The sequence below is a fragment of the Stenotrophomonas rhizophila genome, assembly GCF_000661955.1.
Lineage (GTDB): Bacteria > Pseudomonadota > Gammaproteobacteria > Xanthomonadales > Xanthomonadaceae > Stenotrophomonas > Stenotrophomonas rhizophila.
The window spans coordinates 4,260,138-4,285,365 of record NZ_CP007597.1 but is presented as its reverse complement, the minus strand read 5'-3'; the positions used below and the strand labels follow the sequence as shown (position 1 = coordinate 4,285,365).

General features: G+C 66.8%; 22 protein-coding genes. 13 read left to right on the top strand and 9 right to left on the bottom strand.

The genetic code is table 11. The features are described 5' to 3' along the window. Positions 1-4: 4 nt before the first annotated feature. Positions 5-1,168: an isovaleryl-CoA dehydrogenase gene (locus tag DX03_RS18825; RefSeq protein ID WP_038691165.1), complete on the bottom strand. Its 1,164-nt coding sequence runs from the start codon at positions 1,166-1,168 to the stop codon at positions 5-7. A gap of 139 nt (positions 1,169-1,307) precedes the next feature. On the opposite strand from DX03_RS18825, the gene DX03_RS18820 reads away from it, so the two are divergent. The 3 genes from DX03_RS18820 to DX03_RS18810 all read left to right on the top strand — a co-directional run bounded on the left by DX03_RS18820 (position 1,308) and on the right by DX03_RS18810 (position 4,287). Further along, the gene (locus DX03_RS18820) at positions 1,308-1,913 is read left to right on the top strand and encodes a TetR/AcrR family transcriptional regulator (RefSeq protein ID WP_038691163.1); all 606 of its coding nucleotides are present in this window, start codon (positions 1,308-1,310) and stop codon (positions 1,911-1,913) included. A gap of 114 nt (positions 1,914-2,027) precedes the next feature. Beyond that, entirely contained in the window at positions 2,028-2,546 is a 519-nt protein-coding gene (locus DX03_RS18815; RefSeq protein ID WP_038691161.1) for a c-type cytochrome, read from the top strand. 292 nt (positions 2,547-2,838) lie between these two features. After that, positions 2,839-4,287: an ExeM/NucH family extracellular endonuclease gene (locus tag DX03_RS18810; protein ID WP_038691159.1), complete on the top strand. Its 1,449-nt coding sequence runs from the start codon at positions 2,839-2,841 to the stop codon at positions 4,285-4,287. A gap of 76 nt (positions 4,288-4,363) precedes the next feature. On the opposite strand, the gene DX03_RS20810 is transcribed toward DX03_RS18810, so the two are convergent. Continuing rightward, positions 4,364-5,709 (bottom strand): IS3 family transposase gene (locus DX03_RS20810; RefSeq protein ID WP_425598280.1). Its coding sequence is split into 2 segments (ribosomal slippage): positions 4,364-5,256 and positions 5,256-5,709, totalling 1,347 coding nucleotides; the frame shifts between segments, so codons are not numbered across the junction. Between the two features lie 152 nt (positions 5,710-5,861). Continuing rightward, a complete protein-coding gene (locus DX03_RS18795) occupies positions 5,862-6,734 on the bottom strand; it encodes an EamA family transporter (RefSeq protein WP_038691158.1) in 873 nt (290 codons plus the stop codon). 55 nt (positions 6,735-6,789) lie between these two features. On the opposite strand from DX03_RS18795, the gene DX03_RS18790 reads away from it, so the two are divergent. Both DX03_RS18790 and zapE read left to right on the top strand, forming a co-directional pair. Continuing rightward, positions 6,790-7,464, top strand: coding sequence for an alpha/beta hydrolase (locus tag DX03_RS18790; RefSeq protein ID WP_038692650.1), 675 nt, complete (start codon positions 6,790-6,792; stop codon positions 7,462-7,464). Further along, on the top strand, positions 7,461-8,561 hold the full coding sequence (gene zapE, locus DX03_RS18785; protein WP_038691156.1) for a cell division protein ZapE: 1,101 nt from the start codon (positions 7,461-7,463) through the stop codon (positions 8,559-8,561). Before DX03_RS18790 ends, zapE begins: the two co-directional genes overlap by 4 nt. Before the next feature lie 25 nt (positions 8,562-8,586). Here zapE and DX03_RS18780 read toward each other — a convergent pair whose 3' ends face one another. Then, on the bottom strand, positions 8,587-9,405 hold the full coding sequence (locus tag DX03_RS18780; RefSeq protein WP_051598931.1) for a DUF2884 family protein: 819 nt from the start codon (positions 9,403-9,405) through the stop codon (positions 8,587-8,589). Positions 9,406-9,987: 582 nt separating this feature from the next. Here DX03_RS18780 and DX03_RS18775 point away from each other — a divergent pair. Both DX03_RS18775 and DX03_RS18770 read left to right on the top strand, forming a co-directional pair. Next, positions 9,988-12,399, top strand: coding sequence for a ribonucleoside-diphosphate reductase subunit alpha (locus DX03_RS18775; RefSeq protein ID WP_038691154.1), 2,412 nt, complete (start codon positions 9,988-9,990; stop codon positions 12,397-12,399). Between the two features lie 238 nt (positions 12,400-12,637). Further along, entirely contained in the window at positions 12,638-13,657 is a 1,020-nt protein-coding gene (locus DX03_RS18770; RefSeq protein WP_038691153.1) for a ribonucleotide-diphosphate reductase subunit beta, read from the top strand. A 154-nt stretch (positions 13,658-13,811) separates the two neighbouring features. Here DX03_RS18770 and DX03_RS18765 read toward each other — a convergent pair whose 3' ends face one another. After that, a complete protein-coding gene (locus DX03_RS18765) occupies positions 13,812-14,612 on the bottom strand; it encodes a hypothetical protein (protein ID WP_038691152.1) in 801 nt (266 codons plus the stop codon). Positions 14,613-14,705: 93 nt separating this feature from the next. Beyond that, positions 14,706-15,509, bottom strand: a complete 804-nt coding sequence (locus tag DX03_RS18760) for a hypothetical protein (RefSeq protein ID WP_185753398.1) — start codon at positions 15,507-15,509, stop codon at positions 14,706-14,708. A 164-nt stretch (positions 15,510-15,673) separates the two neighbouring features. Here DX03_RS18760 and DX03_RS18755 point away from each other — a divergent pair, with 164 nt between their 5' ends. From DX03_RS18755 to DX03_RS18745, 3 genes are read left to right on the top strand one after another with little or no spacing between them, the layout of a single operon-like run. Continuing rightward, a complete protein-coding gene (locus DX03_RS18755) occupies positions 15,674-16,087 on the top strand; it encodes an acyl-CoA thioesterase (protein WP_038691150.1) in 414 nt (137 codons plus the stop codon). A 41-nt stretch (positions 16,088-16,128) separates the two neighbouring features. Next, positions 16,129-16,950, top strand: coding sequence for an NAD-dependent protein deacetylase (locus DX03_RS18750; RefSeq protein ID WP_038691149.1), 822 nt, complete (start codon positions 16,129-16,131; stop codon positions 16,948-16,950). A 60-nt stretch (positions 16,951-17,010) separates the two neighbouring features. Then, entirely contained in the window at positions 17,011-18,159 is a 1,149-nt protein-coding gene (locus DX03_RS18745) for an NADH:flavin oxidoreductase/NADH oxidase (RefSeq protein ID WP_051598930.1), read from the top strand. Between the two features lie 43 nt (positions 18,160-18,202). On the opposite strand, the gene DX03_RS18740 is transcribed toward DX03_RS18745, so the two are convergent. Beyond that, the gene (locus tag DX03_RS18740) at positions 18,203-19,135 is read right to left on the bottom strand and encodes a LysR family transcriptional regulator (RefSeq protein ID WP_038692646.1); all 933 of its coding nucleotides are present in this window, start codon (positions 19,133-19,135) and stop codon (positions 18,203-18,205) included. A 177-nt stretch (positions 19,136-19,312) separates the two neighbouring features. On the opposite strand from DX03_RS18740, the gene aceE reads away from it, so the two are divergent. The 3 genes from aceE to purU all read left to right on the top strand — a co-directional run bounded on the left by aceE (position 19,313) and on the right by purU (position 23,572). After that, positions 19,313-21,985, top strand: a complete 2,673-nt coding sequence (gene aceE, locus DX03_RS18735) for a pyruvate dehydrogenase (acetyl-transferring), homodimeric type (protein ID WP_038691147.1) — start codon at positions 19,313-19,315, stop codon at positions 21,983-21,985. Between the two features lie 188 nt (positions 21,986-22,173). Beyond that, a complete protein-coding gene (locus tag DX03_RS20480) occupies positions 22,174-22,584 on the top strand; it encodes a hypothetical protein (protein ID WP_185753397.1) in 411 nt (136 codons plus the stop codon). 136 nt (positions 22,585-22,720) lie between these two features. Further along, complete coding sequence (purU, locus tag DX03_RS18725) at positions 22,721-23,572, top strand: formyltetrahydrofolate deformylase (RefSeq protein WP_038691146.1); 852 nt, start codon at positions 22,721-22,723, stop codon at positions 23,570-23,572. A gap of 257 nt (positions 23,573-23,829) precedes the next feature. On the opposite strand, the gene pncA is transcribed toward purU, so the two are convergent. Both pncA and DX03_RS18715 read right to left on the bottom strand, forming a co-directional pair. Beyond that, positions 23,830-24,459, bottom strand: a complete 630-nt coding sequence (pncA, locus tag DX03_RS18720) for a bifunctional nicotinamidase/pyrazinamidase (RefSeq protein ID WP_038691145.1) — start codon at positions 24,457-24,459, stop codon at positions 23,830-23,832. A gap of 57 nt (positions 24,460-24,516) precedes the next feature. After that, the gene (locus DX03_RS18715; protein ID WP_038691143.1) at positions 24,517-25,203 is read right to left on the bottom strand and encodes an epoxyqueuosine reductase QueH; all 687 of its coding nucleotides are present in this window, start codon (positions 25,201-25,203) and stop codon (positions 24,517-24,519) included. Positions 25,204-25,228 lie beyond the last annotated feature (25 nt).

Sequence of the window (25,228 nt, the reverse complement as noted above, 5' to 3'; positions counted from 1 at the left end):
TCCCTTACTTGGTGCGCTGGAACAGTTCGCGACCGATCAGCATGCGGCGGATTTCCGAGGTGCCCGCGCCGATTTCATACAGCTTGGCATCGCGCCACAGCCGCCCGGTCGGGTACTCGTTGATGTAGCCGTTGCCGCCCAGTACCTGGATCGCCTGGCCGGTCAGCCAGGTGGCCTTCTCGGCCGAATACAGGATCGCACCGGCGGCGTCCTGGCGGGTGGTGCGGCCCTGGTCGCAGGCGCGTGCCACCGCATACACATACGCACGGCAGGCGTTGAGGCCCACGTACATGTCGGCCAGCTTGGCCTGCATCAGCTGGAAGGTGCCGATGGCCTGGCCGAACTGCTTGCGCTCGTGCACGTAGGGCATCACCACGTCCATGGCCGCGGCCATCAGGCCCAGCGGGCCACCGGACAGCACCACGCGCTCGAAGTCCAGGCCGGACATCAGCACGTTCACGCCGCCGCCGACCGCGCCGAGCACGTTTTCTTCGGGCACTTCGCAGTCCTCGAACACCAGTTCGCAGGTGTTGGAGCCACGCATGCCCAGCTTGTCCAGCTTCTGCGCGGTGGAGAAGCCCTTCATGCCCTTCTCGACCAGGAACGCGGTGATGCCCTTGGCGCCGGCCTCCACGTCGGTCTTGGCGTAGACCACCAGCACGTCGGCGTCGGGGCCGTTGGTGATCCACATCTTGTTGCCGTTGAGCACGTAGTGGTCGCCGCGCTTGTCGGCGCGCAGCTTCATCGACACCACGTCCGAGCCAGCGCCGGGTTCGCTCATGGCCAGCGCGCCGACCTTCTCGCCGCTGCACAGGCCGGGCAGGAAGCGCTGCTTCTGGTCTTCGTTGCCGTTCTTGCGCAGCTGGTTCACGCACAGGTTGGAGTGCGCGCCGTAGGACAGGCCGATGCCGCCGGAGGCGCGCGAAATCTCTTCCATCGCCACCACATGGGCCAGGTAGCCCATGCCGCTGCCGCCGTATTCTTCTTCCACGGTCAGCCCGAGCAGGCCCTGCTCGCCGAGCTTGCGCCACAGCGCGTGCGGGAACAGATTCTCTTCATCGGCCTGGGCGGCCAACGGCGCGATCTCGACCGAGGCAAAATGGGCCACGCTCTGGCGCAGCAGGTCGATCTCTTCACCGAGATCGAAATTCATGGTGGGAACGTGCATGGGGCGACTCCGCAACTGCTGGATGGGCGCGCCGGTTGGGGTGGACGGCACCAGCCGTCCCGCGGGCGATATGGCCCAGCGTAGCGGGGTTCGCGGAAGAAGTGAACACAAATTCAAAAATTGAACATAGAATCAACAAATGGCCTACAAACGCTCAGCACTGATGGAAGAACGCCTGGCAGGCGCCCGTGAACGGATCCTGCTGGCCACCCGTGCGCTGGTGGCCGCCGGCGGCTACCGCAATGCGCCGGTCACCGCCGTGGCGGCCGAGGCCGGGGTGTCCACCGGGCTGATCTACCGCCACTTCCCGTCCAAGGCCGAGCTGTTCGTGGAGGTGCTCACCGCCGCGGTCGAGCATGAGCTGCGCATCTTCGAGGCGATTGCCGCCGAGCCGCTGCCGGCGCCCGAGCGGTTGCGCAGGGCCATCACCGCCTTCGTGCGACGCGCGCTGGCTGGCCCCGGGCTGGCCTATGCGTTCATCGCCGAACCGGTCGACCCGGAGGTGGAGGCCGAGCGCATCCGCTGCCGCCGCCTGTTCGGCGAGGTGTTCCGCCGCATCGTTGCCGAAGGCATTGAAGCGGGCACGTTCCCGCCGCAGGACACCCACGTGGCGGCGGCCTGCATCGTCGGTGCCTTCACCGAAGCGCTGGTCGGGCCGACTGCGCCCAGCCGCGACGCGCACGGCGACGAAGACCTGCTGGTGGAGTCGATCTGCGTTTTCTGCCTAAGGGCCGCCGGCGCCTGAGCCGGGCCCATGCTGCATTGCGATAGAAAGCGGCGGCTTGCAGAGCCCGGCTGACGCTGGTCATACTCGGGCGACAAGCCGTGGTCCAACGACTACCAGCCAGGGGTAAAGAGAGTGCGGAATTACGACCTCGAGTTCCTGAAACGCTTTTCCATGGTCATCGCATTATTGGTGGCCATCACGCTCGGCCTGATCGTCTTCGCCGCATACCTGCACACCAGCATTCCCGCTGAAGTCTCGCCCATGGCGGCCAAGCGCACCGAACAGCGCATCGCCCCGGCTGGCGCGGTCTATGCCGGCAGCACGGGCGCGGCAGCGCAGGCCGCCGCCAAGGCCGCGGCGCTGGCCAAGGCCGCCTCGCAGGTCGCCTACGGCGGCACCACCGACGGCAAGGTGATCTTCGACAACCTCTGCACCGCCTGCCACACCAACGGCGTGGGCAACGCCCCCACCCTGGACCACAGCCATTGGGATGCGCGCATCGCCCAGGGCAAGGACACCCTCTACAAGCACGCGCTGGAGGGCTACACCGGTCCGGACGGCGGCATCATGCCGCCCAAGGGTGGCAACCCGGCGCTCACCGAAGAGCAGATCCACGTCACCGTCGACTGGATGCTGGCCAACCTCCGGTAGAGCCGACCGTTGGTCGGCTGCCCGTAACGCCCCGTGGACCCCATCGTTGGTCGGCTACCCGGAGCAGCCGACCAACGGTCGGCTCTACCGGCTTCCGCCAACCCACGTCCACCGATCCGCGGCGTCCGCCAACCCACGTCGTCCAGTAGTCCCCGGCTTCCACCCATCCCGCGCACCCACCACACCGCCCCCGGGCGGTAGCGGCGTTGCATTGCTACCATCGTCGCCGGTCGCTGGCGGGTCATCTTTCGCCCCCACACTTGTATCGCCCTTTTCCGGAGTCGCCCCACCGATGCGTCGTTCCCCGCTTGTGTTCGCCCTTGCGCTGGCCTTGTCCGGCGTAGTCCACGCCGCCCAGCCGCAGCCCGCTACCGCGCCGCAGGCGCGCCCGGCCGCAGCCACCGCGTCGGCCAGCATCACCCTGACCGCGCCGCCCACCGACTGGCGCCCCCTGGACGGCCAGAAGGTGCGCATCGCCGCGCCGCTGACCCTGGCCGGCACCGACGGCCTGGCCCGCTTCGGTGAACTCAGCGTGGCCTTCGATGGCCGCCTCTGGCAGCCCAGCGAAGTGGCCGCACCGCGCAGCGCCGGCCATGCCCAGGTAACGGCCGACAACGCCCACCGCCGCCTGGTGCTCGATGACGGCAGCGACGCACGCGATCCCGGCCCGGTGGCCTACCTGCCGGCCAATGCGGACCTGCGCACCGGCATGCTGCTGCGCAACGTCGAAGGCATCGTGCGCATCGACGCCAAGGGCACCCCGCGCCTGCAGGTGACCCGCCCGCTGGTGCTGCCCAAGCTCGACCGCCCGGCGGTGCCGGTCGTGCCCGGCAGCCTGCACGTGGCCGCCTTCAACCTGGAAAACTTCTTCAACGGCGATGGCCAGGGCGGCGGTTTCCCGACCCTGCGCGGCGCTCGCACCCTGGCCGAACACCAGGCGCAGAAGGCCAAGCTGGTGACCACCATCAACGCCCTCGGCGCCGATGTCGCCGCGCTGATGGAACTGGAAAACGACGGCTACGGCCCGCAGTCGGCGATCGCCCAACTGGTCGACGCGCTCAACGCCGACCGTGGCGCCGGCGCCGACTGGCGCTTCATCGACGCCGGCAAGGGCCCGGGCGAAAACCCGATCCGGGTCGGCATCATCTATCGCGCCTCGCGGGTTACGCCGGTGGGCGCGCCGGCCACCCTCGAGCAGGGTCCGTTCGGCCCGCACAGCCGCGTGCCCCTGGCCCAGGCATTCCGTGCGGGCAAGGGCGCCCCGTTCGTGGTGGTCGCCAACCACTTCAAGTCCAAGGGCTGCTCCGACGCCACCGGCGCCGATGCCGACCAGAAGGACGACCAGGCTTGCTGGAACGCTACCCGGGTCGCATCGGCCAAGCTGCTCGACCAGTGGCTGCGCACCGATCCCACCGGCACCGGCGGCAGCGACGCCGTCCTGCTAGGCGACTTCAATGCGTACGCGATGGAAGACCCGGTCCGCACCCTGCACGACGCCGGCTGGCGCGACGCGTTTGCCGTGGCCAAGATCGAGCGCCCCTACAGCTACGTCTACAACGGCATGAGCGGCCGCCTCGACCACGCCCTGCTCAGCCCGGGCATGGCCGCGCGCCTGCGCGGTGCCGCCGAATGGCACACCAACGCCGACGAAGCCGACGATGTGGGTTACCGCGACCGCAATGAAAAAGGCCCGTGGCGCAGTTCGGACCACGACCCGCTGCTGCTCGGCTTCGACCGCTGATCGATTCGCGTAACCAAGCGACCCGAAGGGTAGAGCCACGCCATTGAACTGACCCCACAAAGTTGGACAGTGGGATCTAGGTACCGAAGGCTTGGATCCGGAATTGAACCGGGCTCTGGCCATTCAGTTTGAGCTTGATGCGCTGGTGATTGTAGTACCGGATGTAGTGGTCCAGTCCGCGTTTGAGCTGGTCAATGCTGGTGAAGCGCTTGAGATGGAAGAATTCCGATTTCAGGGTGCCAAAGAAGCTCTCCATGGCGGCATTGTCCAGGCAATTGCCCTTGCGCGACATGCTCTGCGTGACGGCCTGTTTTTTCAGCAGGTGCTGATATGTCCGGTGCTGGTACTGCCAACCCTGATCTGAGTGAAGAAGTGGCTTTTCACCGGACTTCAGTCGCAAGAAGGCCTTGCCGAGCATGGCTGTGACCATATCCAGCAATGGGCGTGTGTTTGTCTGGTAGGCCACGATTTCGCCGTTGTACAAGTCCATGATCGGCGACAGATAGAGCTTTTTCCCGCCCACCCTGAACTCCGTGACGTCGGTAACCCACTTTTGATTAGGACGTGAAGCATGAAATTCGCGTTGAAGGGTGTTCGGGGCAACCGCGCCCACCGCGCCGCGGTATGAGGTGTACTTTTTCACCCGCACCACCGATTTGAGGCCCATCAACCCCATCAGACGTTGGACGACCTTGCGATTGATCAGCTCGCCGGCCTGGCGCAGTTCATCGGCAATGCGTCGGTAGCCATATAGGCCTTCATGGCGACGGTAGATTGCCTTGATGCGGCGCTTCAACCCGGCCTGATGGTCAGGCCGGGAGATGGCCTGAGTCTGGTAATAGAACGTGCTGCGAGATAGCGCTGCCGCTTTGAGCAAAAGCGACAGTCGGTGATGCTGCCTCAATCCTTGGACGGCTTGCGCTGTAATGCGCGCTTGGCCGCCTGCTCTTCCTGGATCAAGGCATCGAGTTTTTTTAGGAAGGCATTCTCCGCGCGCAGATACTCCACCTCCTTGAGCAGCTGATCGTGCGTGAGATCCTTGGCAGGCTGGGAGGTCGCGGGCTTTTTTCTCATTCGGAATCGATCACGAGTGGGCGTCAGTGCGCCGATACCACCCGAATCATACTGCCGCTGCCAACGGGGGATGACGCCGGGTCCAGCAATCCCGAAGATTGCCATGGCCTGACGTACCGAAAGGCCATCACGGCTCATCCGCGCCAGAACCGACACCTTGAACTGGTCGGTGTAGCGCCCAGCATCGATCAGGAAGCTGTCCTGTCCATGGTGGCGGTAAGCAGCGATCCACCGATGGACCATTGATGGATCCAGCCCATGCCGCGCGGCTACAGCCCTCACCGGGAGGGTGCCTGCGGCACCCTCCCGGGCGACTTTGAGTTTGAAACACCTGTCGTACTTCGTCATGAACACCCCGGCTATTGAATGGGTGTCCAACTTCCGGGGGTCAGTTCACATGCGTGGCTGCGCCTGACCGCGTAAATCGCACCTCTCCGAAGGCAGGATCAGGCCGGCCTGGTCCTGCCCGGGTGGAGAAGCAGGCGCTGAATCGCAACCGCTCAGCCCGCCGCCGTGCCCCACGCAATCAGCCCGATCGCCACCACCGCCAGGGCCAGGCCCACCCGGTTCCACACGCTGGTGCGCTCGCCGAACGCCAGCACGCCCACCAGCGCGCCCACCACCACCACGCCGATGTTCATGCCGGCAAACACCACCGCCGGGCTGTCGGGCAGGTGCTGGTGCGCGCGCACGTAGAACAGGATGTTGCCGAAGTTCAGCAGCCCCAGCAGCGCACCGGCCCCCAGGTTGCGCCACTGCAGCGGCGAAGCACCGCTGGCATGCCGCCACAGCTGCAACGCCAGCATCAGCACGAAGGCCAGGCCGAAGCTGGCCGTCAGCGCCGCCATCGACGGCGTGCCCGACAGCGCCACCTGCTTGAGCATGATGTCCACCAGCGCGTAGCCCACCCACACCGCCAGCAGCCACGGCCAGGCGCGTTCGCCGCTGGGTGCGGCGGCGCTGGCGCGCGGACGCACGCTGATGCCCACGATGGCCAGCAGGCCCAGCCCCAGGCCGGCCAGCTTCCAGCTGTTGGCGGTTTCGCCGAACACCAGGAACGCGGCCAGCAGGGACAGCAGCAGCGACAAGCGCTGGGCCACGTCGCTGCGCACGATGCCGGCGCGGGTGACCGCGCGGGCCATCACCAGGAAAATGGTGGGCAGCGTCACCGCCAGCCCCAACAGCGCCAGCCACGGCGCGTGCGCGGTCTGCAGCGAGGCCAGCGACGGGCGCAGCAGCACCAGGCTGAGCACGCTGGCCAGCAGGTAGTTCCAGGTGACTACCTGGGCCATGTCCAGGCGCTGGCGCGGCGCCAGCTTCAGCAGCACCGACACCAGCACACTGCAGCACACACTGAAAACCAGATAGAGCATGACGAACCCGGCAAGCGCGGCCGTGCAGCCCGCGGAGGAGCGGTATTATGACGCCATGCACAATCCCCCTTTCCCCCCCACCAGCGCCGCCCTGGTGCTGGACGGCCCGGTCGGGCCGCTGGACGTTGCCGTCGACCTGCCCACCGGTGACGCGCCGGTCCAGCCGATCGTCGCGGTGATCTGCCACCCGCTGTCCACCGAGGGCGGCACCATGCACAACAAGGTGGTGACCATGGTCGCCACCAGCCTGCGCGCGCTGGGCATCACCACGGTGCGCTTCAACTTCCGCAGCGTGGGCACCTCGGCGGGCAGCTTCGACCACGGCAACGGGGAGCAGGACGATCTCAAGGCCGTCGTCGCCTGGGTCCGCGCCCAGCGCCCCGGCGAGCAGCTGTGGCTGGCCGGTTTCAGCTTCGGCGCCTTCGTCTCGCTCAAGGCCGCCGCTGCGTTGCAGCCGGACGCGCAGATCTCGATCGCCCCGCCCGCCGGGCGCTGGGACTTCGACGGCATCCAGCCGCCGGCGCAGTGGCTGGTCATCCAGGGCGAGGAAGACGAAATTGTCGACCCGCAGGCGGTCTATGACTGGCTGGGCAGCCTGCAGGCGCCGCACGAAATGGTACGCATGCCCGACACCAGCCACTTCTTCCACCGCAAGCTGATCGACCTGCGCGGGGCCATCACCCACGGCGTCAAGCACTGGCTGCCCGACGCAGGCACCGCAGGCGCATGAGTGACAGCGCACTGACCCCGTCGCAGCGCTACGCCGAAGGCGTGGCCCGGGGCGAATGGCAGAACGACCCGGCCCAGCATGCCGCGCTGGCCGAGCTGGACCGCATCCATGTGGCGCTGGTCGACAGCGCCCAGGACGGCTGGCTGGACCGCCTGTCGGCGTTCTGGAAAAAGCCCGAGCCGGTCAAGGGCCTGTATTTCTGGGGCGGGGTAGGGCGCGGCAAGACCTTCCTGGTGGACCTGTTCTATGACGGGCTGCCGATCGAGCAGAAGTACCGCACTCATTTCCACCGCTTCATGCGTGGCATCCACGAGCGCCTGCGCGAGCACCAGGGCCAGAGCGACCCGCTGGCGCGCATCGCCCAGGAATGGCGGGCCAAGCTGCGTGTGCTGGTGCTGGACGAGTTCTTCGTCACCGACATTGGCGATGCCATGCTGCTGGCGCGGCTGCTGGAGCGGCTGTTCGCCGAGGGCGTGACCCTGGTGACCACCTCCAATACCGCCGTGGAGAACCTGTACCTCAACGGCCTGCAGCGCGACAGCTTCCTGCCGGCCATCGGCCTGCTGCAGACCTACTGCGTGGAGCTGTACGCCGAAGGCACCGAGGATTACCGGATGCGCGCGCTGACCCGCTCGCCGGTGTACCAGGCCCCGCGCGACGCCGGCAGCGATGGCTGGCTGGGCACGCGCTGGGCCGAGTTGAGCGGTGGCCAGCCGGCCAAACCGGGCAACATCGAGATCGAGGGTCGCAAGATTCCGGTGCGGGCGCGCGGCAAGAGCATCGCCTGGTTCGATTTCAAGGCGCTGTGCGAGGGGCCGCGTGGCCCGTCGGACTACATCGAGATCGCGCACGAGTTCAACACCGTGCTGCTGGGCGACATCCCGCACTTCGACAAACTCAACGAAGATGCCGCGCGCCGCTTCGTCAACCTGATCGATGAGCTCTACGACCGCCACGTCAACCTGGTCTGCACCGCCACCGATACCCCGGTGGCGCTGTATTCGGGCGTCCGCCTGCAGGGCGCGTTCGAGCGCACCGCCTCGCGCCTGATCGAAATGCAGAGCGCCGAGTACCTGGGCACCCCGCACAAGGCGTGAGGGTGGCGCCGGGGCATGCCCGCCGCTATGGGGTGGGCAGGGCGACGGCCTTGCTGCGCGGCTGTTCGCGCGGGGCGGGGGCGTCGTCGTCGCGGTCCACCACCAGCATTCCCAGCGGCTGGCCTTGGTAGCGCACCTCCAGCGCCTGCTGCAACTGGTCCAGCGCCAGCACCTGGGTGCACAGCGACTGGGCATGGGCCTCCAGCGCCTGGGCGCGGGTTTCCATGGTCCGCTCCAGTTGCGCCTCGACCTTGTTGGCACGCGCCTCCATGCGCTGCGCACCGCCGGTGAACATCGACCACATCACGCCCCGGGCCAGCGAATCTGCCATGGATTCGGCCGCCTGCTCCACGCGCTGCTCGAAGCCGTCGCCGAAATCGGCCTGCTCCCAGATGCCGCGGCCGAGGGTGCGGTCCACGTACTGGTGGGCGTCGTCGCGCAGCCGGGCCACCTGGCGCGCCTTGCCCTTGCTGCCACTGAGGATCTCCACCGTGGCACTGAACGCGTCGAAGGTGATGTCCACCACTTCGCCGGCCAGCCCGGCCACGGCGGGCACCAGCTGCCGGGTGCCCCATTCCAGCTGGCGCAGCCGCTGGGCGTCGGCGGCGCTCACCGGCACCGGGGTCCGGTCGATGTTGAGCTCGCCATCGTGGAAGAAGATCTCCGCCGGGACCTGGCCCGGCTGGCGCAGCCAGATCCCGCCGCTGTCCACCAGCACGTTGTAGGGCGTGCTCACCCCGCATTGGCGCGAGGACAGGGCCGGAACGGGGTCCTTGTCATCGGCGTGTGCGGGCGCGGCCACGGCCAGGCCCAGCAGCAGACATCCAGTCAGGGGCAGGCGCATGCGGCGGGCTCGGCAAGGGGGACGCCTGCAGGCTCGCACCCCCTGCGGTTGCCGGCGCGGGTCGGAAGTCACGCCGATCGGCGGGCACGCGGCGGGTTTGTTACGTTCGTGTGAGTTCAGGGGTCTGTTTTCGGATTCAGTTTCTCACCCGGCGTGCCTCTTCCGGCCTTGACTGCGCACTCGGTTTCGACGGGTCCAGACCGTTCGTCGGACGCCCCTCAAGGCGGATCGTTGCGGCGCAAGGGATTGCTCATTTTCCCCAGATTTGGCGTTGACGATCCCCGGTACCCCCACTATCTTGTGGCCGTCGGTCCCGCCGACCACAAGTCGACGGGTGAATCGCCTTCACGCCGATGGCCTGAAAACCTACTGACAACCGCACTACACGTACAGCGTTGAGGTATCGGTCGCACCACTCTGAGGGGAGAGGACCGGTGACGCAGGGGAACCGCCCGCAGGCCTGCCTGCGCAGTCGCGGCCCATGCGACACCCCAGGTCCACTCTGAGAGTCCGAGCGCCGGTCCAGCACCTGCCCAGCAGGCAACGTTGTGCCATCCCAAATCACGCCAAGAGGAAAACGCCGTGAGCACCGAAACCAGCGCAGCCACCGAGCAGGAAAGCGAGTTCCTTCTGACCTCGCCGCCCACGGCCAACGCCATGAGTGTCACCAAGCGCAACGGCACTACCGAACTGGTGGATCTGAACAAGATCGTGCGCGCGGTGCAGCGTTGCTGCGAGGGCCTGCACGCGGTGGACCCGATGCGCGTGGCCACCCGCACCATCTCCGGCCTGTACAACGGCGCCACCACGCAGGAGCTGGACGAACTGTCCATCCGCACCGCCGCCCTGCTGATCGGTGAAGAGCCCGAGTACGGCCGCCTGGCCGCGCGCCTGCTGGCCAACTTCATCGCCAAGGAAGTGTCCGGCCAGGAAATCCACGCGTTCTCGCAGTCGGTGGGCCGTGGCCACGAAGTGGGCCTGATCAACGCGCGCCTGCTGGACTTCGTGCAGATCAACGCACGCAAGCTCAATGACGCCATCGATCCGTCGCTGGACCTGCATTTCGATTACTTCGGCCTGCGCACCCTGTACGACCGCTACCTGCTGCGCCATCCGCACACCCGCAAGGTGATCGAGACCCCGCAGCAGTTCTTCCTGCGCATCGCCAGCGCCCTGAGCGAAGACGTGCCGGAAACCCTGGCGCTGTACAAGCGCATGGGCAACCTGGACTACCTGCCGTCCAGCCCGACCCTGTTCAACTCCGGCACCACCCACGAGCAGCTGTCCTCGTGCTTCCTGCTGGACTCCCCGCAGGATTCGCTGGAGTCGATCTACGCCAAGTACGGCGACATCGCCCAGCTGTCCAAGTTCAGCGGCGGCATCGGCGTCAGCTACAGCCGCGTGCGTTCGCGTGGCTCGCTGATCAAGTCGACCAACGGCCATTCCAACGGCATCGTGCCGTGGCTGAAGACCATGGATTCGTCGGTGGCCGCGGTCAACCAGGGTGGCAAGCGCAAGGGCGCGGCCTGCGTGTACCTGGAAACCTGGCACGCCGACATCGAGGACTTCCTCGAACTGCGTGACAACACCGGTGACGAGTCGCGCCGTGCGCACAACCTGAACCTGGCCAACTGGATCCCCGACCTGTTCATGCAGCGCGTGGAGACCGACCAGGAATGGTCGCTGTTCGATCCCAGCGTGGTGCCCGAATTCACCGACCTGTTCGGTGAAGCCTTCGAGCAGGCCTACCTGCAGGCCGAAGCCCAGGGCAAGGCCCAGCGCACCATCCCCGCGCGCAAGCTGTACTCGCGGATGATGCGCACCCTGGCCGAGACCGGCAACGGCTGGATGACCTTCAAGGACAAGTGCAACCGCGCCAGCAACCAGACCCTGCGTCCGGGCAACGTGATCCACCTGTCCAACCTGTGCACCGAAATCCTGGAAATCACCTCGGCCGAAGAGACCGCGGTGTGCAACCTGGGCTCGATCAACCTGGGCAACCATTTCGACGCCCACGGCGAATTCGATTTCGACAAGCTGGCCAACACCGTGCGCCTGGCCGTGCGCCAGCTCGACCGCGTGATCGACCTGAACTTCTATCCGATCGAAACCGCCCGCCGCGGCAACCTGCGCTGGCGTCCGGTCGGCCTGGGCTGCATGGGCCTGCAGGACGTGTTCTTCCGCAAGCGCCTGGCCTTCGACAGTGCCGAAGCCCGCGCGCTGTCGAAGAAGATCGCCGAAGCGATCTACTTCCACGCCCTGGAAACCTCGTGCGAGCTGGCCCAGGAACGCGGCAAGCACCCGTCCTTCGCCGACACCCGTGCGGCCAGCGGCGAGCTGCAGTTCGACGCCTGGAACGTGGTGCCCGAAGACACCGCCCGTTGGGATGCCCTGCGTGACCGCATCAAGGAACATGGCCTGCGCAACTCGCTGCTGATCGCCATCGCCCCGACCGCGACCATCGCTTCGATCGCCGGTTGCTACGAGTGCGTCGAGCCGCAGGTGTCCAACCTGTTCAAGCGCGAAACCCTGTCCGGCGACTTCCTGCAGGTCAACCGCTACCTGGTGACCGAGCTGAAGAAGCTGGGCCACTGGACGCCGGAAATGCGCGACGCGATCAAGATGGCCGAAGGCTCCATCCAGGGCATCACCCAGATCCCGGAAACCCTGCGTCACATCTACCGCACCGCGTGGGAACTGCCGATGCGTTCGCTGATCGACATGGCCGCCGACCGCGGCGCGTTCATCGACCAGTCCGCCTCGCTCAACCTGTTCATGGAAAGCCCGAGCATCGGCGCGATGTCCTCCATGTACATGTACGCCTGGAAGCAGGGCATCAAGACCACCTACTACCTGCGTTCGCGTCCGGCCACCAAGATCGCCAAGACCACGATCAGCCAGGGCTCGCATGCCGCGCCGGAAAAGGTGTTCACCCCGGACGAAGCCGTGGCCTGCTCGCTGGAGAACCCGGAAAGCTGCGAAGCCTGCCAATAAAAGGCGTGCCGGCCCAACCGGCCGGCACCCGGTAGGTACCCACCGTTGGTGGGTACGGGAAATGATCGATACCGCTTGAACGCCGGGCCCAGCCCGGCGGCTTCACCGCTCCACCCCAAACACGCTGACACCGCCGGGCGTTGCCTCTGCCCGCGGTGCCGGAAGCCCGCCGCGCACACGCGCGGGTCTTTCGATGCTTCCCCACCGGGAAGCCGCCAATTGAACCAAGGAACCCCCCATGGCAGACACGCCGCGCCAGATGTTGCTCGATCCAGGTTTTGAACTGACCCTGCGCCCGATGCGCTACCCGCAGTTCTATGACATGTATCGCAACGCGATCAAGAACACCTGGACTGTCGAGGAAATCAATTTCCAGATCGACATCAGCGACCTGCACAGCAAGATGTCGCCGGGCGAACGCCACCTGATCCACCGCCTGGTGGCGTTCTTCGCCACCGGCGATTCGATCGTGTCCAACAACCTGGTGCTGAACCTGTACCAGCACTTGAACGCGCCCGAAGCGCGCATGTACCTGTCGCGCCAGCTGTACGAAGAAGCGCTGCACGTGCAGTTCTACCTGACCCTGCTCGACAACTACCTGCCCGATCCGGATGAGCGCGTCAAAGCGTTCGCCGCGGTGGAGAACATCGACTCGATCAAGAAGAAGGCCGATTTCTGCTTCAAGTGGATCGACTCGATCCAGGACCTGCGCCGCATCGAAACCCGCGACGAGCGCCGCCAGTTCCTGCTCAACCAGATCTGCTTTGCCGCCTGCATCGAAGGCCTGTTCTTCTTTGCCGCGTTCGCCTACGTGTACTACTTCCGTTCGCGCGGCCTGCTCAACGGCCTGGCCTCGGGCACCAACTGGGTGTTCCGCGACGAAAGCGCGCACATGGAGTTCGCCTTCGAATGCGTGGACGTGATCCGCGAGGAAGAGCCGGACCTGTTCGACGATGCGATGAAGCAGCAGGTCTATGACATGCTGGCCGAAGCCATCGAATGCGAAGTGCAGTTCGCCGAAGACGTGCTGTCCGGCGGCGTGGCGGGCATTTCCACCCGCGACATGCGCCAGTACCTGCAGCACTGCGCGGACAACCATTTCCACCGCCTGGGCATGGAGCGCAAGTACAACGTGCGCAACCCGCTGAGCTTCATGGAACTGCAGGACGTGCAGGAACTGACCAACTTCTTCGAACGCCGCTCCTCGGCCTACCAGGTGGGCGTGAAGGGCGAAGTCTCGTTCGACATGTCGTTCTGATTCCCGCGTCACACGCATCAACGAAAACCCCGGCCCAGTGCCGGGGTTTTTCGTTCCCGCGCGGCGGTAGAGCCACCCCATGGGTGGCTGCGCGCGGTGCCGGTTTCAGGTGCAGCCACCCATGGGGTGGCTCTACCGGCGATTGCATCCGTTGCTAGAACAGGCGATGTGCATACGTCATGCGTTGTCCGCATGCCTCGCCAAGGGCCTGCACAAACCGCTCAAGGTCATAACCGCTTCCATCCTCAAACTGGATGAAGCACCTGCCGATACCCAGGCTGTATTCCCAGTCCAGATCCAGCAGGGCATAGCGGCGACCACTGTCCGGATGGACCCAGTCCACGTGGAGGTCCTCGTACACGGCACCGACGAAGTCCATGTAGTCGCCAAAGGGCGGGAAATCCTCCCGTTCGGTGTCTTCCCCGGGCACCGTTGGCGCGCTGGTTCCTGCGCCGAACACGACAAAGGGCGGTTCGCCCGCGTCGATCTGGAACAGCACGATGCTCAGGTGGTCGATCTCGCCGATGCGGTCGGGATCGTACAGGCGCACCATTCCGGGCCCCGCGCGGTAGCGTGGGCTGAACCACGTGCAGGCCGCATGTTTGCCGAACAACCACGCATCATCCAGCGCGATGCCGTGGTCCCGGATCGCCTTGACGCAGTCTTCGACGCTGCCGTCGCCGTTTACGCGCAGCGCGTCAGGCAGGTTGCCGGCCTGGACATGGGTGGCAACCACGTCCGCCGCCGTCCGCCAGTCAGCGTCTACCAGCGGGACGTTGGCGCCCGGCAGGCATGAAATGGCATGGCTGAGTGCGTACAACGCTTTGGCGGGCACGTCCGCGCCCACCGCCGGCAGGATGATCCTTTCCTGCAACATCCAGCGTTCCAGCGCCGGCATGTCCGGCGCAGGCAAATGCGGTGCGGCCGGAAACACGAAACAGTCATGCATCGTCATGGGAAGGCCGTGGTGTATGAAGGCAGGGGTGAACAGAATCGGGGCAGTGCCATGCCACGCACGACGGACTGGCACAGCAGGGTCAGCACAGCGCTATAGGTGCCGATGTGCGTACATCATGCCTTGCCCGCATACCTTGCCAACGGCGTCGGCGAACGTCGCCAGATCCCGCCCGCTGCCACCTTCGAACTGGATGAAGCTCCAGCCAATTCCCAATCCGGATTCCCAGTCCAGATCCAGAATGCCGTAGCGTCGGCCAGTGTCAGGATGGGTCCACTGCGCACGGATGTCGTTGTAGGCGACACCAATGAAATCCGTGTAATCGCCGAAGGGAGGGAAGTCCTCGCGTGCATCACATTCGCCCGGCACGAGTGGAGGGCAGGTTCCCTCCCCAGCAACGACGAACGGCGGTTCTTCAGGGTCGATCTGGAAGAGGACGATCGTGAGATCGTCGATGGGTTGGCCGCGATCGGCGATATCGAACAGATCCACGATGCCTGGGCCCGCACGGTAGCGGGGACTGAACCAGCGGGACGCTTGGTGTTCCCAGAACAACCATGTATCACCCAGCGCGATGTCATGGCCCCGGATCGCCGCGACGCAGTCTTCCACGCTGCCGCCGCCGTGCACGTGCAGCGAATCGGGCAGGTTGCCCGCCTGGACATGGGAGGCGACCACGTCCGCTGCCGTTCGCCAGTCCGCGTCCACCAGCAGGGCATTGGCACCCGGCAGGCGCTCAATGGCCTGGCTGAGCGCGTACAACGCGTTGCCAGGGACATCCGCACCCACCGCCGGCAGGATGATCTTTTCCTGCAGCATCCATCGCTCCAGCGCAGGCATGTCAGGTGCAGGCAACTGCGGTGCGGCGGGAAATACGAAACAGTCATGCAGGGACATGCAGCGGCTCGCGCGTTGGGGCAATGGGCAGTGTCGGCGGCTGTCGTTGGCAGGGTCAACGCCGTAGTTCAAGAAATGGGCACAGCCTGAACGCGTGGCGGTCATCCACGACCTTGTTCGCGCCGCTGCCGTACCATCGCGCCACACCCCAACCGGCCACCCCCATGTCCACCACCCCAGACCCCATCCCGCCCACTGAAATCAGCATGGCCGAGATCGTCTTCCCCAACCACACCAACCACCTGGGCACCCTGTTCGGTGGCCAGGCGCTGGCCTGGATGGACAAGGCGGCCTTCCTCGCCGCGGCCCGTTACTCGCGCCGCACCGTGGTCACCGCGCGCTCGGACCAGGTCGATTTCAAGCTGCCGATCCGCATCGGCCAGATGGTGGAAACCATCGGTCGCATCGTCGAAGTGGGCCGCAGCTCGATGAAGGTGGAAGTGGAGCTGATCGCCGAAGACCTGCACAGCGGCGAGCGCAAGCTCTGCACCCGCGGCCACTTCGTGATGATCGCGCTGGATGCCGACGGCCACCCCATCGCCGTACCGCCGCTGCCCGACGCCATTCCCGGGCCGTAACCGCGATTGCGTTGCCCGCCGCGCGCCCCCACCTGTAGACCATGACCCGCCCGCTCGCCGACTTCATCGACCGCGCCCAGCGCCTGTTCGTGCTCACCGGGGCCGGGTGCAGCACCGATTCGGGCATCCCGGATTACCGCGATGCCGATGGCCAGTGGAAACGCACCCCGCCGGTGACCTACCAGGCCTTCATGGGCGAGCTGGCCACCCGCCAGCGCTACTGGGCGCGCAGCCTGCTGGGCTGGCCACGTTTCGGCCATGCCCGCCCGAACGGCACCCACGCCGCGCTGGCGGCGCTGGAAGCCCGCGGCCAGCTGGAAGTACTGCTCACCCAGAACGTGGACCGCCTGCACCAGCGGGCCGGCAGCCGTGCGGTCATCGACCTGCACGGCCGGCTGGACCAGGTGCGCTGCATGGGCTGCGAAGCCCGCACCCCGCGCGAGGCGTTCCAGCAGGTCCTGCTGGCCCACAACCCCGGCTGGGACCAGCTCGACGCAGCCCTGGCCCCGGACGGCGACGCCGACCTCGACGGGGTGGACTTCAGCCCGTTCCAGGTGCCGGCATGCCCGCAATGTGGCGGCATCCTCAAGCCGGATGTGGTCTTCTTCGGCGAAAATGTCCCCCGCGAGCGGGTGGCTGCCGTCCACGCGCACCTCGCCCAAGCCGACGCCGTGCTGGTGGTGGGCTCCTCGCTGATGGTCTATTCGGGCTTCCGCTTCGTCCAGGCCGCGGCCAACGCCGGGGTGCCGGTGGCCGCGCTCAACCTCGGCCGCACCCGCGCCGACGACCTGCTCAGCCTGAAGATCGAACAGCCGTGCGCGGCCGCGCTGGCCTTCCTGCTGCCGTCGGCCAGCACCGCCTGAGCGCCGCCGCGAAACACTGATCCACCGATACGGTTGCCTTGCGCGCGCAGCAGGAGTGCAATGACGCCCGGTTTTCCCGTTTCCGCCAGAGTCCCCCACTTGAGCCAGCTCTTTTCTTCCGTTTCCTTTGGCCCGCTGTCGCTGGCCAACCGCATCGTCATCGCCCCGATGTGCCAGTACTCCTCCACCGATGGCCTGGCCAACGACTGGCACCAGATCCACCTGGGCCAGCTGTCGCAGTCCGGCGCCGGCCTGCTGATCCTGGAAGCCACCGCCGTGCTGCCCGAAGGCCGCATCAGCTGGGCCGACCTGGGCTTGTGGAACGACGACACCGAAGCGGCACTCAAGAAGGTGATCGACGCGGTGAAGCGCTGGTCGCCCATGCCGATCGGCATCCAGCTGGGGCATGCCGGGCGCAAGGCGTCCTCGTCACGGCCGTGGGACGGCGGCGGCGCACTGCCGGCCACCGACCCGCGCGCCTGGACCACGCTCGCGCCGTCGGCGATTCCGTTCCACCCCACCGACCCGACCCCGCAGGCGCTGGACGCAGCCGGCATCGATGCGATCGTGGACGCCTTCGTGGCGGCCGCCCAGCGCGCCGAGCGCATCGGCCTGGACCTGATCGAACTGCATGCCGCGCATGGCTACCTGCTGCACCAGTTCCTGTCGCCGCTGAGCAACAAGCGCGATGACGAATACGGTGGCTCGCTGCAGAACCGCATGCGCCTGCTGGTGCGTGTGTTCGATGCCGTGCGCGAAGCGGTCAGCGACCGTATCGCGGTGGGCGTGCGCATCTCGGCCAGCGACTGGGTGGCCGGCGGCTGGGACATTGAACAGACCACCACCCTGGCGCACGTGCTGGATGGCCGGGGCTGCCAGTTCCTGCATGTGTCCAGCGGCGGCAACGACCCGCGCCAGCAGATTCCGCTGTCGCCGGGCTACCAGGTGCCGTTCGCCGAGGCGATCAAGGCGCAGAAGCTGCGCATGCCGGTGATTGCCGTCGGCCTGATCACCGACCCGGCCCAGGCCGAATCGATCCTGCGCCACAGCCACGCCGATGCCATCGCGCTGGCCCGCGGCATCCTCTACGACCCGCGCTGGCCGTGGCACGCCGCCGCCGCGCTGGGCGATTCGCTGGAACCGGCGCCGCAGTACCTGCGCTGCGAACCGCGCGAAGCACGCGGCGTGTTCATCGCACCGCCGCGCTGACCCCGGCCGCAGGCGGTGGCCAGGTGCCATCGCCTGCGCGCGGCTAGGCCACGTCCACCCGCCACTCGGCCGGCAGCCCTTCGACGATGTGCGTCATCAACGCACGCACCTTCGGGGTCAGGTCGCGGCGGTCGCTGACACACAAAAACAGCCGCATCGGCTCGGGCAACGCCTGCGCATCGCCGGCTTCATTGCCTTCGAACAGGGCCTGCAGTTCACCGCGCGCCAAATAGGGCGCGGCGACGAACGCCGCCAGGCGGGTGATGCCGCCGCCGGCAAGCGCCATCGCGGCCAGCGCATCGATATCGTCGCTGACCAGCGCCGGACTGACGTCGGCATCGAAGCGCAGCCCGTCGCGCACGAAGCCCCAACGCAGGTGCCGGCCGTCCTTGGGATGGCGGAACAACAGGCAGCGATGCTCGCGCAGGGCCTCGGGCGTGCGCGGCACGCCGGTGCGCGCCAGGTACGACGGCGCCGCGCAGAACACGAACGGCACCTGCGCGATCGGCCGCGCCACCAGCCCTTCTTCCAGCTGCGGCTCGATGCGGATGCTCACGTCCACGTCTTCGCGCGCATGGTCCACCGCCCGGTCGGCCAGCAGCAGTTCGATCGCCAGCCGCGGGTAACGCGCCTTCAGCGACGGCAGCAGCGGGGCCAGCTTGTGCCGCCCGAACGAGGTGCTGCAGGCGATCCGCAGCCGGCCCTCGGGCGTGGCGTCCAGGTCGGTCACCGCCGCCTGCGCACGTTGCAGGTCGCGTTCGATGTAGCGCACCTGGGCCAGGTACAGCGCGCCGCGCTCGGTCAGCGCCAGCTGGCGGGTGGTGCGGTTGAACAGGCGCACGCCCAGGTGCGCCTCCAGCCGGGCGATGTTCTGCCCGACCGCCGCCGCGCTGATGCCCAGCGTGCGTGCCGCCGCGGCCAGGCTGCCGGCGTCGGCGGTACGGATGAAGCTGCGGATTGACTGGAGAATATTCATGGTGACCGCCATTCTCGCCTGTGATTGCAAAGTTTGTCTTTCGAAAGAGCCAACAGGGTCCGATCTACCGGGGGCCCGGGCCCGCTCCTAAGGTGGGTGTCCCCGCCAGCCCCGGGCTGCGCCCGCCACCCGGCGCGCACCTGCACCGGGCCTGGCCGCCTTTGCCGGAGATGGACCATGAACCCTGCGCTCGCCCCCCTCGACACCGACCCCCAGGAAACCCAGGAATGGCGTGAAGCACTGCAGGCGGTCACCCAGGTGGCCGGGCGGCCGCGCGCGCACTACCTGCTGGACCAGCTCAGCGACCAGGACGTGGCCCACCACGGCGACCTGCATGCGCGCGCCTGGACCGCTTACGTGAACAGCATCCCGGTGGAGCGCCAGCCGGCGTACCCGGGTGACCTTGCGATCGAGCGCCGGCTCAATGCGATGATCCGCTGGAACGCGATGGTGATGGTGCTGCGCGCCGGCAAGCACTCCAACGTGGGCGGCCACATCGCCACCTACCAGTCGGCGGCCGTGCTGTACGACGTGGGCTTCGACCACTTCTTCCGTGGCCGCACCGACACCTTCGACGGCGACATGATCTACATCCAGGGCCATTCGGCGCCGGGCATCTACGGCCGCGCGTTCGTCGAAGGTCGCATCGCGCCCGAGCGCATGGACAACTTCCGCCGTGAATCCGACCGTGACGGCCTGTCGTCCTACCCGCACCCGCGCCTGATGCCCGACTTCTGGCAGTTCCCCACCGTGTCAATGGGCCTGGGCCCGCTGACCGCCGCCTACCAGGCGCGCTACATGCGCTACCTGGAATACCGCGGCCTGAAGGAGCACCAGGGCCGCAAGGTGTGGGCATTCCTGGGCGATGGCGAAATGGACCAGCCCGAATCGCTGGCCGCCATTTCCGTGGCCGGGCGCGAGCGTCTGGACAACCTGGTGTTCGTGGTGAACTGCAACCTGCAGCGCCTGGACGGCCCGGTGCGCGGCAATGCCAAGGTCATCCAGGAACTGGAAGGCACCTTCCGTGCGGCCGGCTGGAACGTCATCAAGGTGATCTGGGGCGGCGGCTGGGACGCCCTGCTGGCCAAGGACCACAGCGGCCTGCTGCGCCAGCGCATGATGGAATGCGTGGACGGCGACTACCAGACCTTCAAGTCGCAGAGCGGCGCGTACGTGCGCGCGCATTTCTTCGGCACCTCGCCGGAACTGCTCGCCCTGGTCGCGGACATGAGCGATGACGAGATCTGGGCGCTGGCCCGTGGCGGCCACGACCCGCAGAAGGTGTATGCCGCCTACGCGCAGGCGGTGGCCGGCAATGGTCGCCCGAGCGTGATCCTGGCCAAGACGGTCAAGGGCTTCGGCATGGGCGAGGCCGGCGAAGGGCAGAACATCAACCACCAGCTCAAGAAGATGAGCGCCGATGCCGTGCGTGCGTTCCGTGATCGGTTTGACCTGCCGGTCAGCGATGCCGAGCTGGACGACATGCCCTACCTGCGCCCCGCACCGGACAGCCCGGAGGCGCGTTACTTCGCCCAGCGTCGCCAGGCCCAGGGCGGCCAGTTGCCGGCGCGCGTTACTCACGTCGCGCCGCTGCCGGTGCCGTCGCTGTCGGCCTTTGCCACCCAGCTGCAGGGCAGCGGCGAGCGCGGCCAGTCCACCACGATGGGCTTCGTGCGCATCCTGGGCACGCTGCTCAAGGACCCGGCGCTGGGCAAGCTGGTCATTCCGATCGTGCCCGACGAGTCGCGTACGTTCGGCATGGAAGGCCTGTTCCGCCAGATCGGCATCCACTCCTACCTGGGCCAGCTCTACACCCCGCAGGACGCCGGCCAGCTGAGCTATTACAAGGAAGCCAAGGACGGCCAGATCCTGCAGGAAGGCATCAACGAATCCGGCGCGATCTGTTCCTGGATCGCCGCCGGCACCGCCTACAGCAACCACGGCCTGGCCACGATTCCGTTCTACATCTTCTACTCGATGTTCGGCCTGCAGCGCGTGGGCGACCTGGCCTGGGCAGCAGCCGATGCGCGCACCCGCGGCTTCCTGCTGGGCGCCACCTCCGGCCGCACCACCCTGATGGGCGAGGGCCTGCAGCACGACGACGGCCACAGCCACGTGCTGTCCTCGGTGATTCCCAGCTGCATCTCCTATGACCCCACCTACAACTTCGAACTGGCGGTGATCATCCAGGACGGTCTGCGCCGCATGTATGTGGACCAGGAAGACATCTACTACTACATCACCGTTCTCAACGAGAACTACCCGCACCCGGCCATGCCCGAGGGCGCCGAGGACGGCATCCTCAAGGGCATGTACCTGCTGCACCCGGCCGCCACCGACAGCGACCCGGCGCTGCGCGTGCAGTTGATGGGCAGCGGCGCGATCCTGCGCGAAGTGGAAGCAGCCGCTGCGCTGCTGCAGCAGGATTTCGGCATCGCCAGCGACGTCTGGAGCGCCACCAGCCTGACCGAACTGCGCCGTGACGGCCTGGCCGCCGAGCGCTGGAATCTGCTGCACCCGGCCGATGAACCGCGCGTGCCGTACGTGCAGCAGCGCCTGGCCGCACACGCCGGACCGCTGGTGGTGGCCACCGACTACATGAAGATCGTGGCCGACCAGATCCGCCCGTTCGTCGACGGCCGGCGCTTCACCGCACTCGGCACAGACGGCTTCGGCCGCTCGGACACGCGCGAGTCACTGCGCACGTTCTTTGAGGTGGACCGCCACTTCATCGTGCTGGCCGCGTTGAAGGCGCTGGCTGATGATGGGCGGATCGCGCGCAGCCAGCTGCAGGTGGCGATCGAGAAGTACGGCATCCACGTGGACAAGGTGGATCCGGCGGCGGTGTAGCGAAGACTCCAGCCCGGCCGATTCATCATAAGGAAACTATTACTTCAGATAGGAATCGAGGGATTCTCCCTATCTCGTGATCGTCAACCGGTTCTGGACGAACGTGATTGGTTAGCGTGGCGTTGCCGCACATGTCGCGGTAACGCCAACCCTCAGGGGGATCGGTCATGAAGATACGTCCAGTCTTGATGTCGTTCGTCGTCTTTGCTGCCTCGTTGGGCGCACTCCCGTCCTCCGCCCATGGGCTGCAGGATGTTCCCCCTATCAATTCTCAGGCTGAAACGCTGGCGATCGCGCAGAAAAATGCACCCATCAACAGCGCTGTACGGTTGCAGGAGCATCTACAGAGTCTCTCGCCGGACTCACCACTGCGGTCCTTCTCTGTACCGGCGCGTCAGCGCTTCGTTGCGTCACTTCGCTTCAATGCGGCCGGAGTGACCACCCTTCGATACCAGGACATCGTTGAGGAACTGAGCTACAGCGAAGCGTACCGCGTGCTCGCTCTCTTCGGCGTGACCAGGATACTTGCAACGCTGCCGCCCTTACGTAGCGAAACCCTTGAGCATGAAAGGATCCGCACCCTCCAGGATCCGTCCTGAGTACCCCATGCAAATGCAAGCCACTGGCTCCAGCGATCCGGTTGAGACAAGGCGCTGCCCGGATCCGCAGGAGTGCAGCTTGGTTGCATCTGAGAGCATCGTCCCCCCACCGGCGGTGCTCGCTTAAACTGGTCGGATGCGCCCTGATTCCATTCTTACCCTCTCGTGCCCGGACCGTACCGGGATTGTCTACCGCGTGTCTGGCCTGCTGTTCGAGCTCGGCTGCAACATCCTGGATGCCCAGCAGTTCGGCGACGAAGAGAGCGGCCGGTTCTTCCTGCGCGTGCACTTCGATCGCGCCGCCAGCCAGGCGCTGGCCGATGTCGAAGCGCGCATGGCCACGCTGGCGGCGGAGTTCCAGATGGACTGGCAACTGCACGACGCGCGCCGCCGTGCACGGCTGCTGGTGCTGGTGAGCAAGCAGGGGCATTGCCTGAACGACCTGCTGTTCCGCGCGCACAGCCGGCAGCTGCAGGTGGATATCGCGGCGGTGGCGTCCAACCATGACGACTTCGCCGCATTGGCCGGTTCGTACGGAGTACCGTTCCACCACCTGCCGGTCAACGCCGACAACCGCGCCGTACAGGAACAGCAGATCATCGACCTGGTCGAGCGCGAGCAGATCGACCTGGTGGTGCTGGCGCGTTACATGCAGATCCTGTCGCCGCGCCTGTGCCAGGCGCTGGCGGGCCGGGCGATCAACATCCACCACAGCTTCCTGCCCAGCTTCAAGGGCGCACAGCCGTATCACCAGGCGCACGCCCGCGGGGTCAAGATCATCGGCGCGACCGCGCACTACGTCACCGAAGACCTGGACGAAGGTCCGATCATCGAACAGGACGTTGCGCGCGTGGACCACGCCATGACCCCGCGCGACCTGGTGCGGCTGGGCAGCGACACCGAATCGCAGGTGCTGGCCCGCGCCGTGCGCCGGCATGTGGAGCACCGGATCCTGCGCAACGGGCATCGCACGGTGGTGTTCCGCTGACCGGCCCGCGCCGGGGCGCGGCGTCCCGGTAGGTACCGACCGTTGGTCGGTACGCTTTCTGGCCGGCGCCCGGGGTCGTCTGGGATGGCGGGTAGTGCCGGCCGCTGGCCGGCTCCTCGCATGCCCCACACGGTATCGGGAGCCGGCCAGCGGCCGGCACTACCAGCGCACAGCCGGCACCCGCCGATCGTTCTTTGATCCGGTAGGTACCGACCGTTGGCCGGTACGCCGTTCCGGCCGGCGCCCGGCGTCGCCCGTCAGATAACCGCGATCTTCGCCTTCGCCAATGCCTCGCGCACCATGCCGTCGTTGGCGTCGGTCACCGGCCGGGTCAGGTCCCACAGGAACTTCACCCGGAACCCGGATTTCACCGCGTCCTGCGCGCTCCACAGCACGCAGTAATCGCGCGCCAACCCGCACACGTGCACCTCGCGGATACCGCGCTCATGCAGCCAGCCGGCCAGCCCGGTTGGCGGGCGGCTGCCGTCCGGGCCGTGGTTCTCGCGGAACGCGCTGTAGGAGTCCACCTGCTGGCGCGTGCCCTTGCGCAGGATCAGGTCGGCAACGGTCCAGTCCACGCCCGGGTGCAGTGCTGCACCGGCGCTGCCCTGCACACAGTGGTCCGGCCACAGGGTCTGCGGCTGCGCATGCAGCAGGATCGCCTCGAACGGCAGATGCCCCGGGTGCTGGCTGGCGAACGAGGCGTGGTCGGCCGGGTGCCAGTCCTGGGTGGCCACCACCGTGCGGTAGCGGCGCTGCGCAAGCAGGTCGGCAATGGGGGCCACCAGCGCGTCGCCCTGTTCGCAGGCCAGCGCGCCACCGGGCATGAAGTCCGGCTGCAGGTCGATCACCAGCAGGGCCACATCGGCGGGTAGGGCGGCGGTCATGGCAGATCCAACACAACGGAAGCGGGGCAACCAGCGTGGCGGCCCCGCGTGCGAACGTCAATCGCCCTTGGGCGCGTCGTTGTCCTGCCCGTAATACAGCAGGCCGATCTTGATGCGCTCGCGGCCGGTTTCGCGGCGGTGACGGTTGGCGTCGCGCAGCGAGTACACGCAGCCGCAGTACTCCTGCTGGTAGAACTGCTCGCGCTTGCTGATCTCCACCATGCGCGCGGCGCCACCGCCCTTGCGCCAGTTGTAATCCCAGTACTGGATACCCGGGTAATGCGCGGCGGCGCGGTGGCCGCAGTCGTTGATCTGGTTCATGTCCTTCCAGCGCGAGATGCCCAGCGAACTGCTGATCACCGGAAAGCCATGCTCGTGCGCATACAGCGCGGTGCGCACGAAGCGCATGTCAAAGCACATCGTGCAGCGGATGCCGCGCTCGGGTTCGGCCTCCATGCCGCGGGCACGTGCGAACCAGTTGTCGGTATCGTAGTCGGCGTCGACGAACGGCACGCCATGCTTTTCGGCAAAGCGGATGTTCTCCTGCTTGCGCAGTTCGTATTCCCTCGCCGGGTGGATGTTGGGGTTGTAGAAGAAGATCGTGTAGTCGATGCCGGAGGCGGTGATGGCTTCCATCACTTCGCCCGAGCACGGTGCGCAGCACGAATGCAGCAGCAGCCGGGTATGGCCGTCGGGCAGGGACAGGGTGGGGCGGTCGATCGGGGTAACGGTGGGCGTGGTCATGTACGTCTCGTCGACCGCACCGCCG

Excerpts from the sequence above, each read along its gene's own strand:
- DX03_RS18825 (WP_038691165.1), bottom strand. The coding sequence starts at position 1,168 with ATGCACGTTCCCACCATGAATTTCGATCTCGGTGAAGAGATCGACCTG.
- DX03_RS18820 (WP_038691163.1), top strand. The coding sequence starts at position 1,308 with ATGGCCTACAAACGCTCAGCACTGATGGAAGAACGCCTGGCAGGCGCC.
- DX03_RS18810 (WP_038691159.1), top strand. The coding sequence starts at position 2,839 with ATGCGTCGTTCCCCGCTTGTGTTCGCCCTTGCGCTGGCCTTGTCCGGC.
- DX03_RS18795 (WP_038691158.1), bottom strand. The coding sequence starts at position 6,734 with ATGCTCTATCTGGTTTTCAGTGTGTGCTGCAGTGTGCTGGTGTCGGTG.
- DX03_RS18790 (WP_038692650.1), top strand. The coding sequence starts at position 6,790 with ATGCACAATCCCCCTTTCCCCCCCACCAGCGCCGCCCTGGTGCTGGAC.
- zapE (WP_038691156.1), top strand. The coding sequence starts at position 7,461 with ATGAGTGACAGCGCACTGACCCCGTCGCAGCGCTACGCCGAAGGCGTG.
- DX03_RS18780 (WP_051598931.1), bottom strand. The coding sequence starts at position 9,405 with ATGCGCCTGCCCCTGACTGGATGTCTGCTGCTGGGCCTGGCCGTGGCC.
- DX03_RS18770 (WP_038691153.1), top strand. The coding sequence starts at position 12,638 with ATGGCAGACACGCCGCGCCAGATGTTGCTCGATCCAGGTTTTGAACTG.
- DX03_RS18765 (WP_038691152.1), bottom strand. The coding sequence starts at position 14,612 with ATGACGATGCATGACTGTTTCGTGTTTCCGGCCGCACCGCATTTGCCT.
- DX03_RS18760 (WP_185753398.1), bottom strand. The coding sequence starts at position 15,509 with ATGTCCCTGCATGACTGTTTCGTATTTCCCGCCGCACCGCAGTTGCCT.
- DX03_RS18755 (WP_038691150.1), top strand. The coding sequence starts at position 15,674 with ATGTCCACCACCCCAGACCCCATCCCGCCCACTGAAATCAGCATGGCC.
- DX03_RS18750 (WP_038691149.1), top strand. The coding sequence starts at position 16,129 with ATGACCCGCCCGCTCGCCGACTTCATCGACCGCGCCCAGCGCCTGTTC.
- DX03_RS18745 (WP_051598930.1), top strand. The coding sequence starts at position 17,011 with ATGACGCCCGGTTTTCCCGTTTCCGCCAGAGTCCCCCACTTGAGCCAG.
- DX03_RS18740 (WP_038692646.1), bottom strand. The coding sequence starts at position 19,135 with ATGAATATTCTCCAGTCAATCCGCAGCTTCATCCGTACCGCCGACGCC.
- aceE (WP_038691147.1), top strand. The coding sequence starts at position 19,313 with ATGAACCCTGCGCTCGCCCCCCTCGACACCGACCCCCAGGAAACCCAG.
- DX03_RS20480 (WP_185753397.1), top strand. The coding sequence starts at position 22,174 with ATGTCGTTCGTCGTCTTTGCTGCCTCGTTGGGCGCACTCCCGTCCTCC.
- purU (WP_038691146.1), top strand. The coding sequence starts at position 22,721 with ATGCGCCCTGATTCCATTCTTACCCTCTCGTGCCCGGACCGTACCGGG.
- pncA (WP_038691145.1), bottom strand. The coding sequence starts at position 24,459 with ATGACCGCCGCCCTACCCGCCGATGTGGCCCTGCTGGTGATCGACCTG.
- DX03_RS18715 (WP_038691143.1), bottom strand. The coding sequence starts at position 25,203 with ATGACCACGCCCACCGTTACCCCGATCGACCGCCCCACCCTGTCCCTG.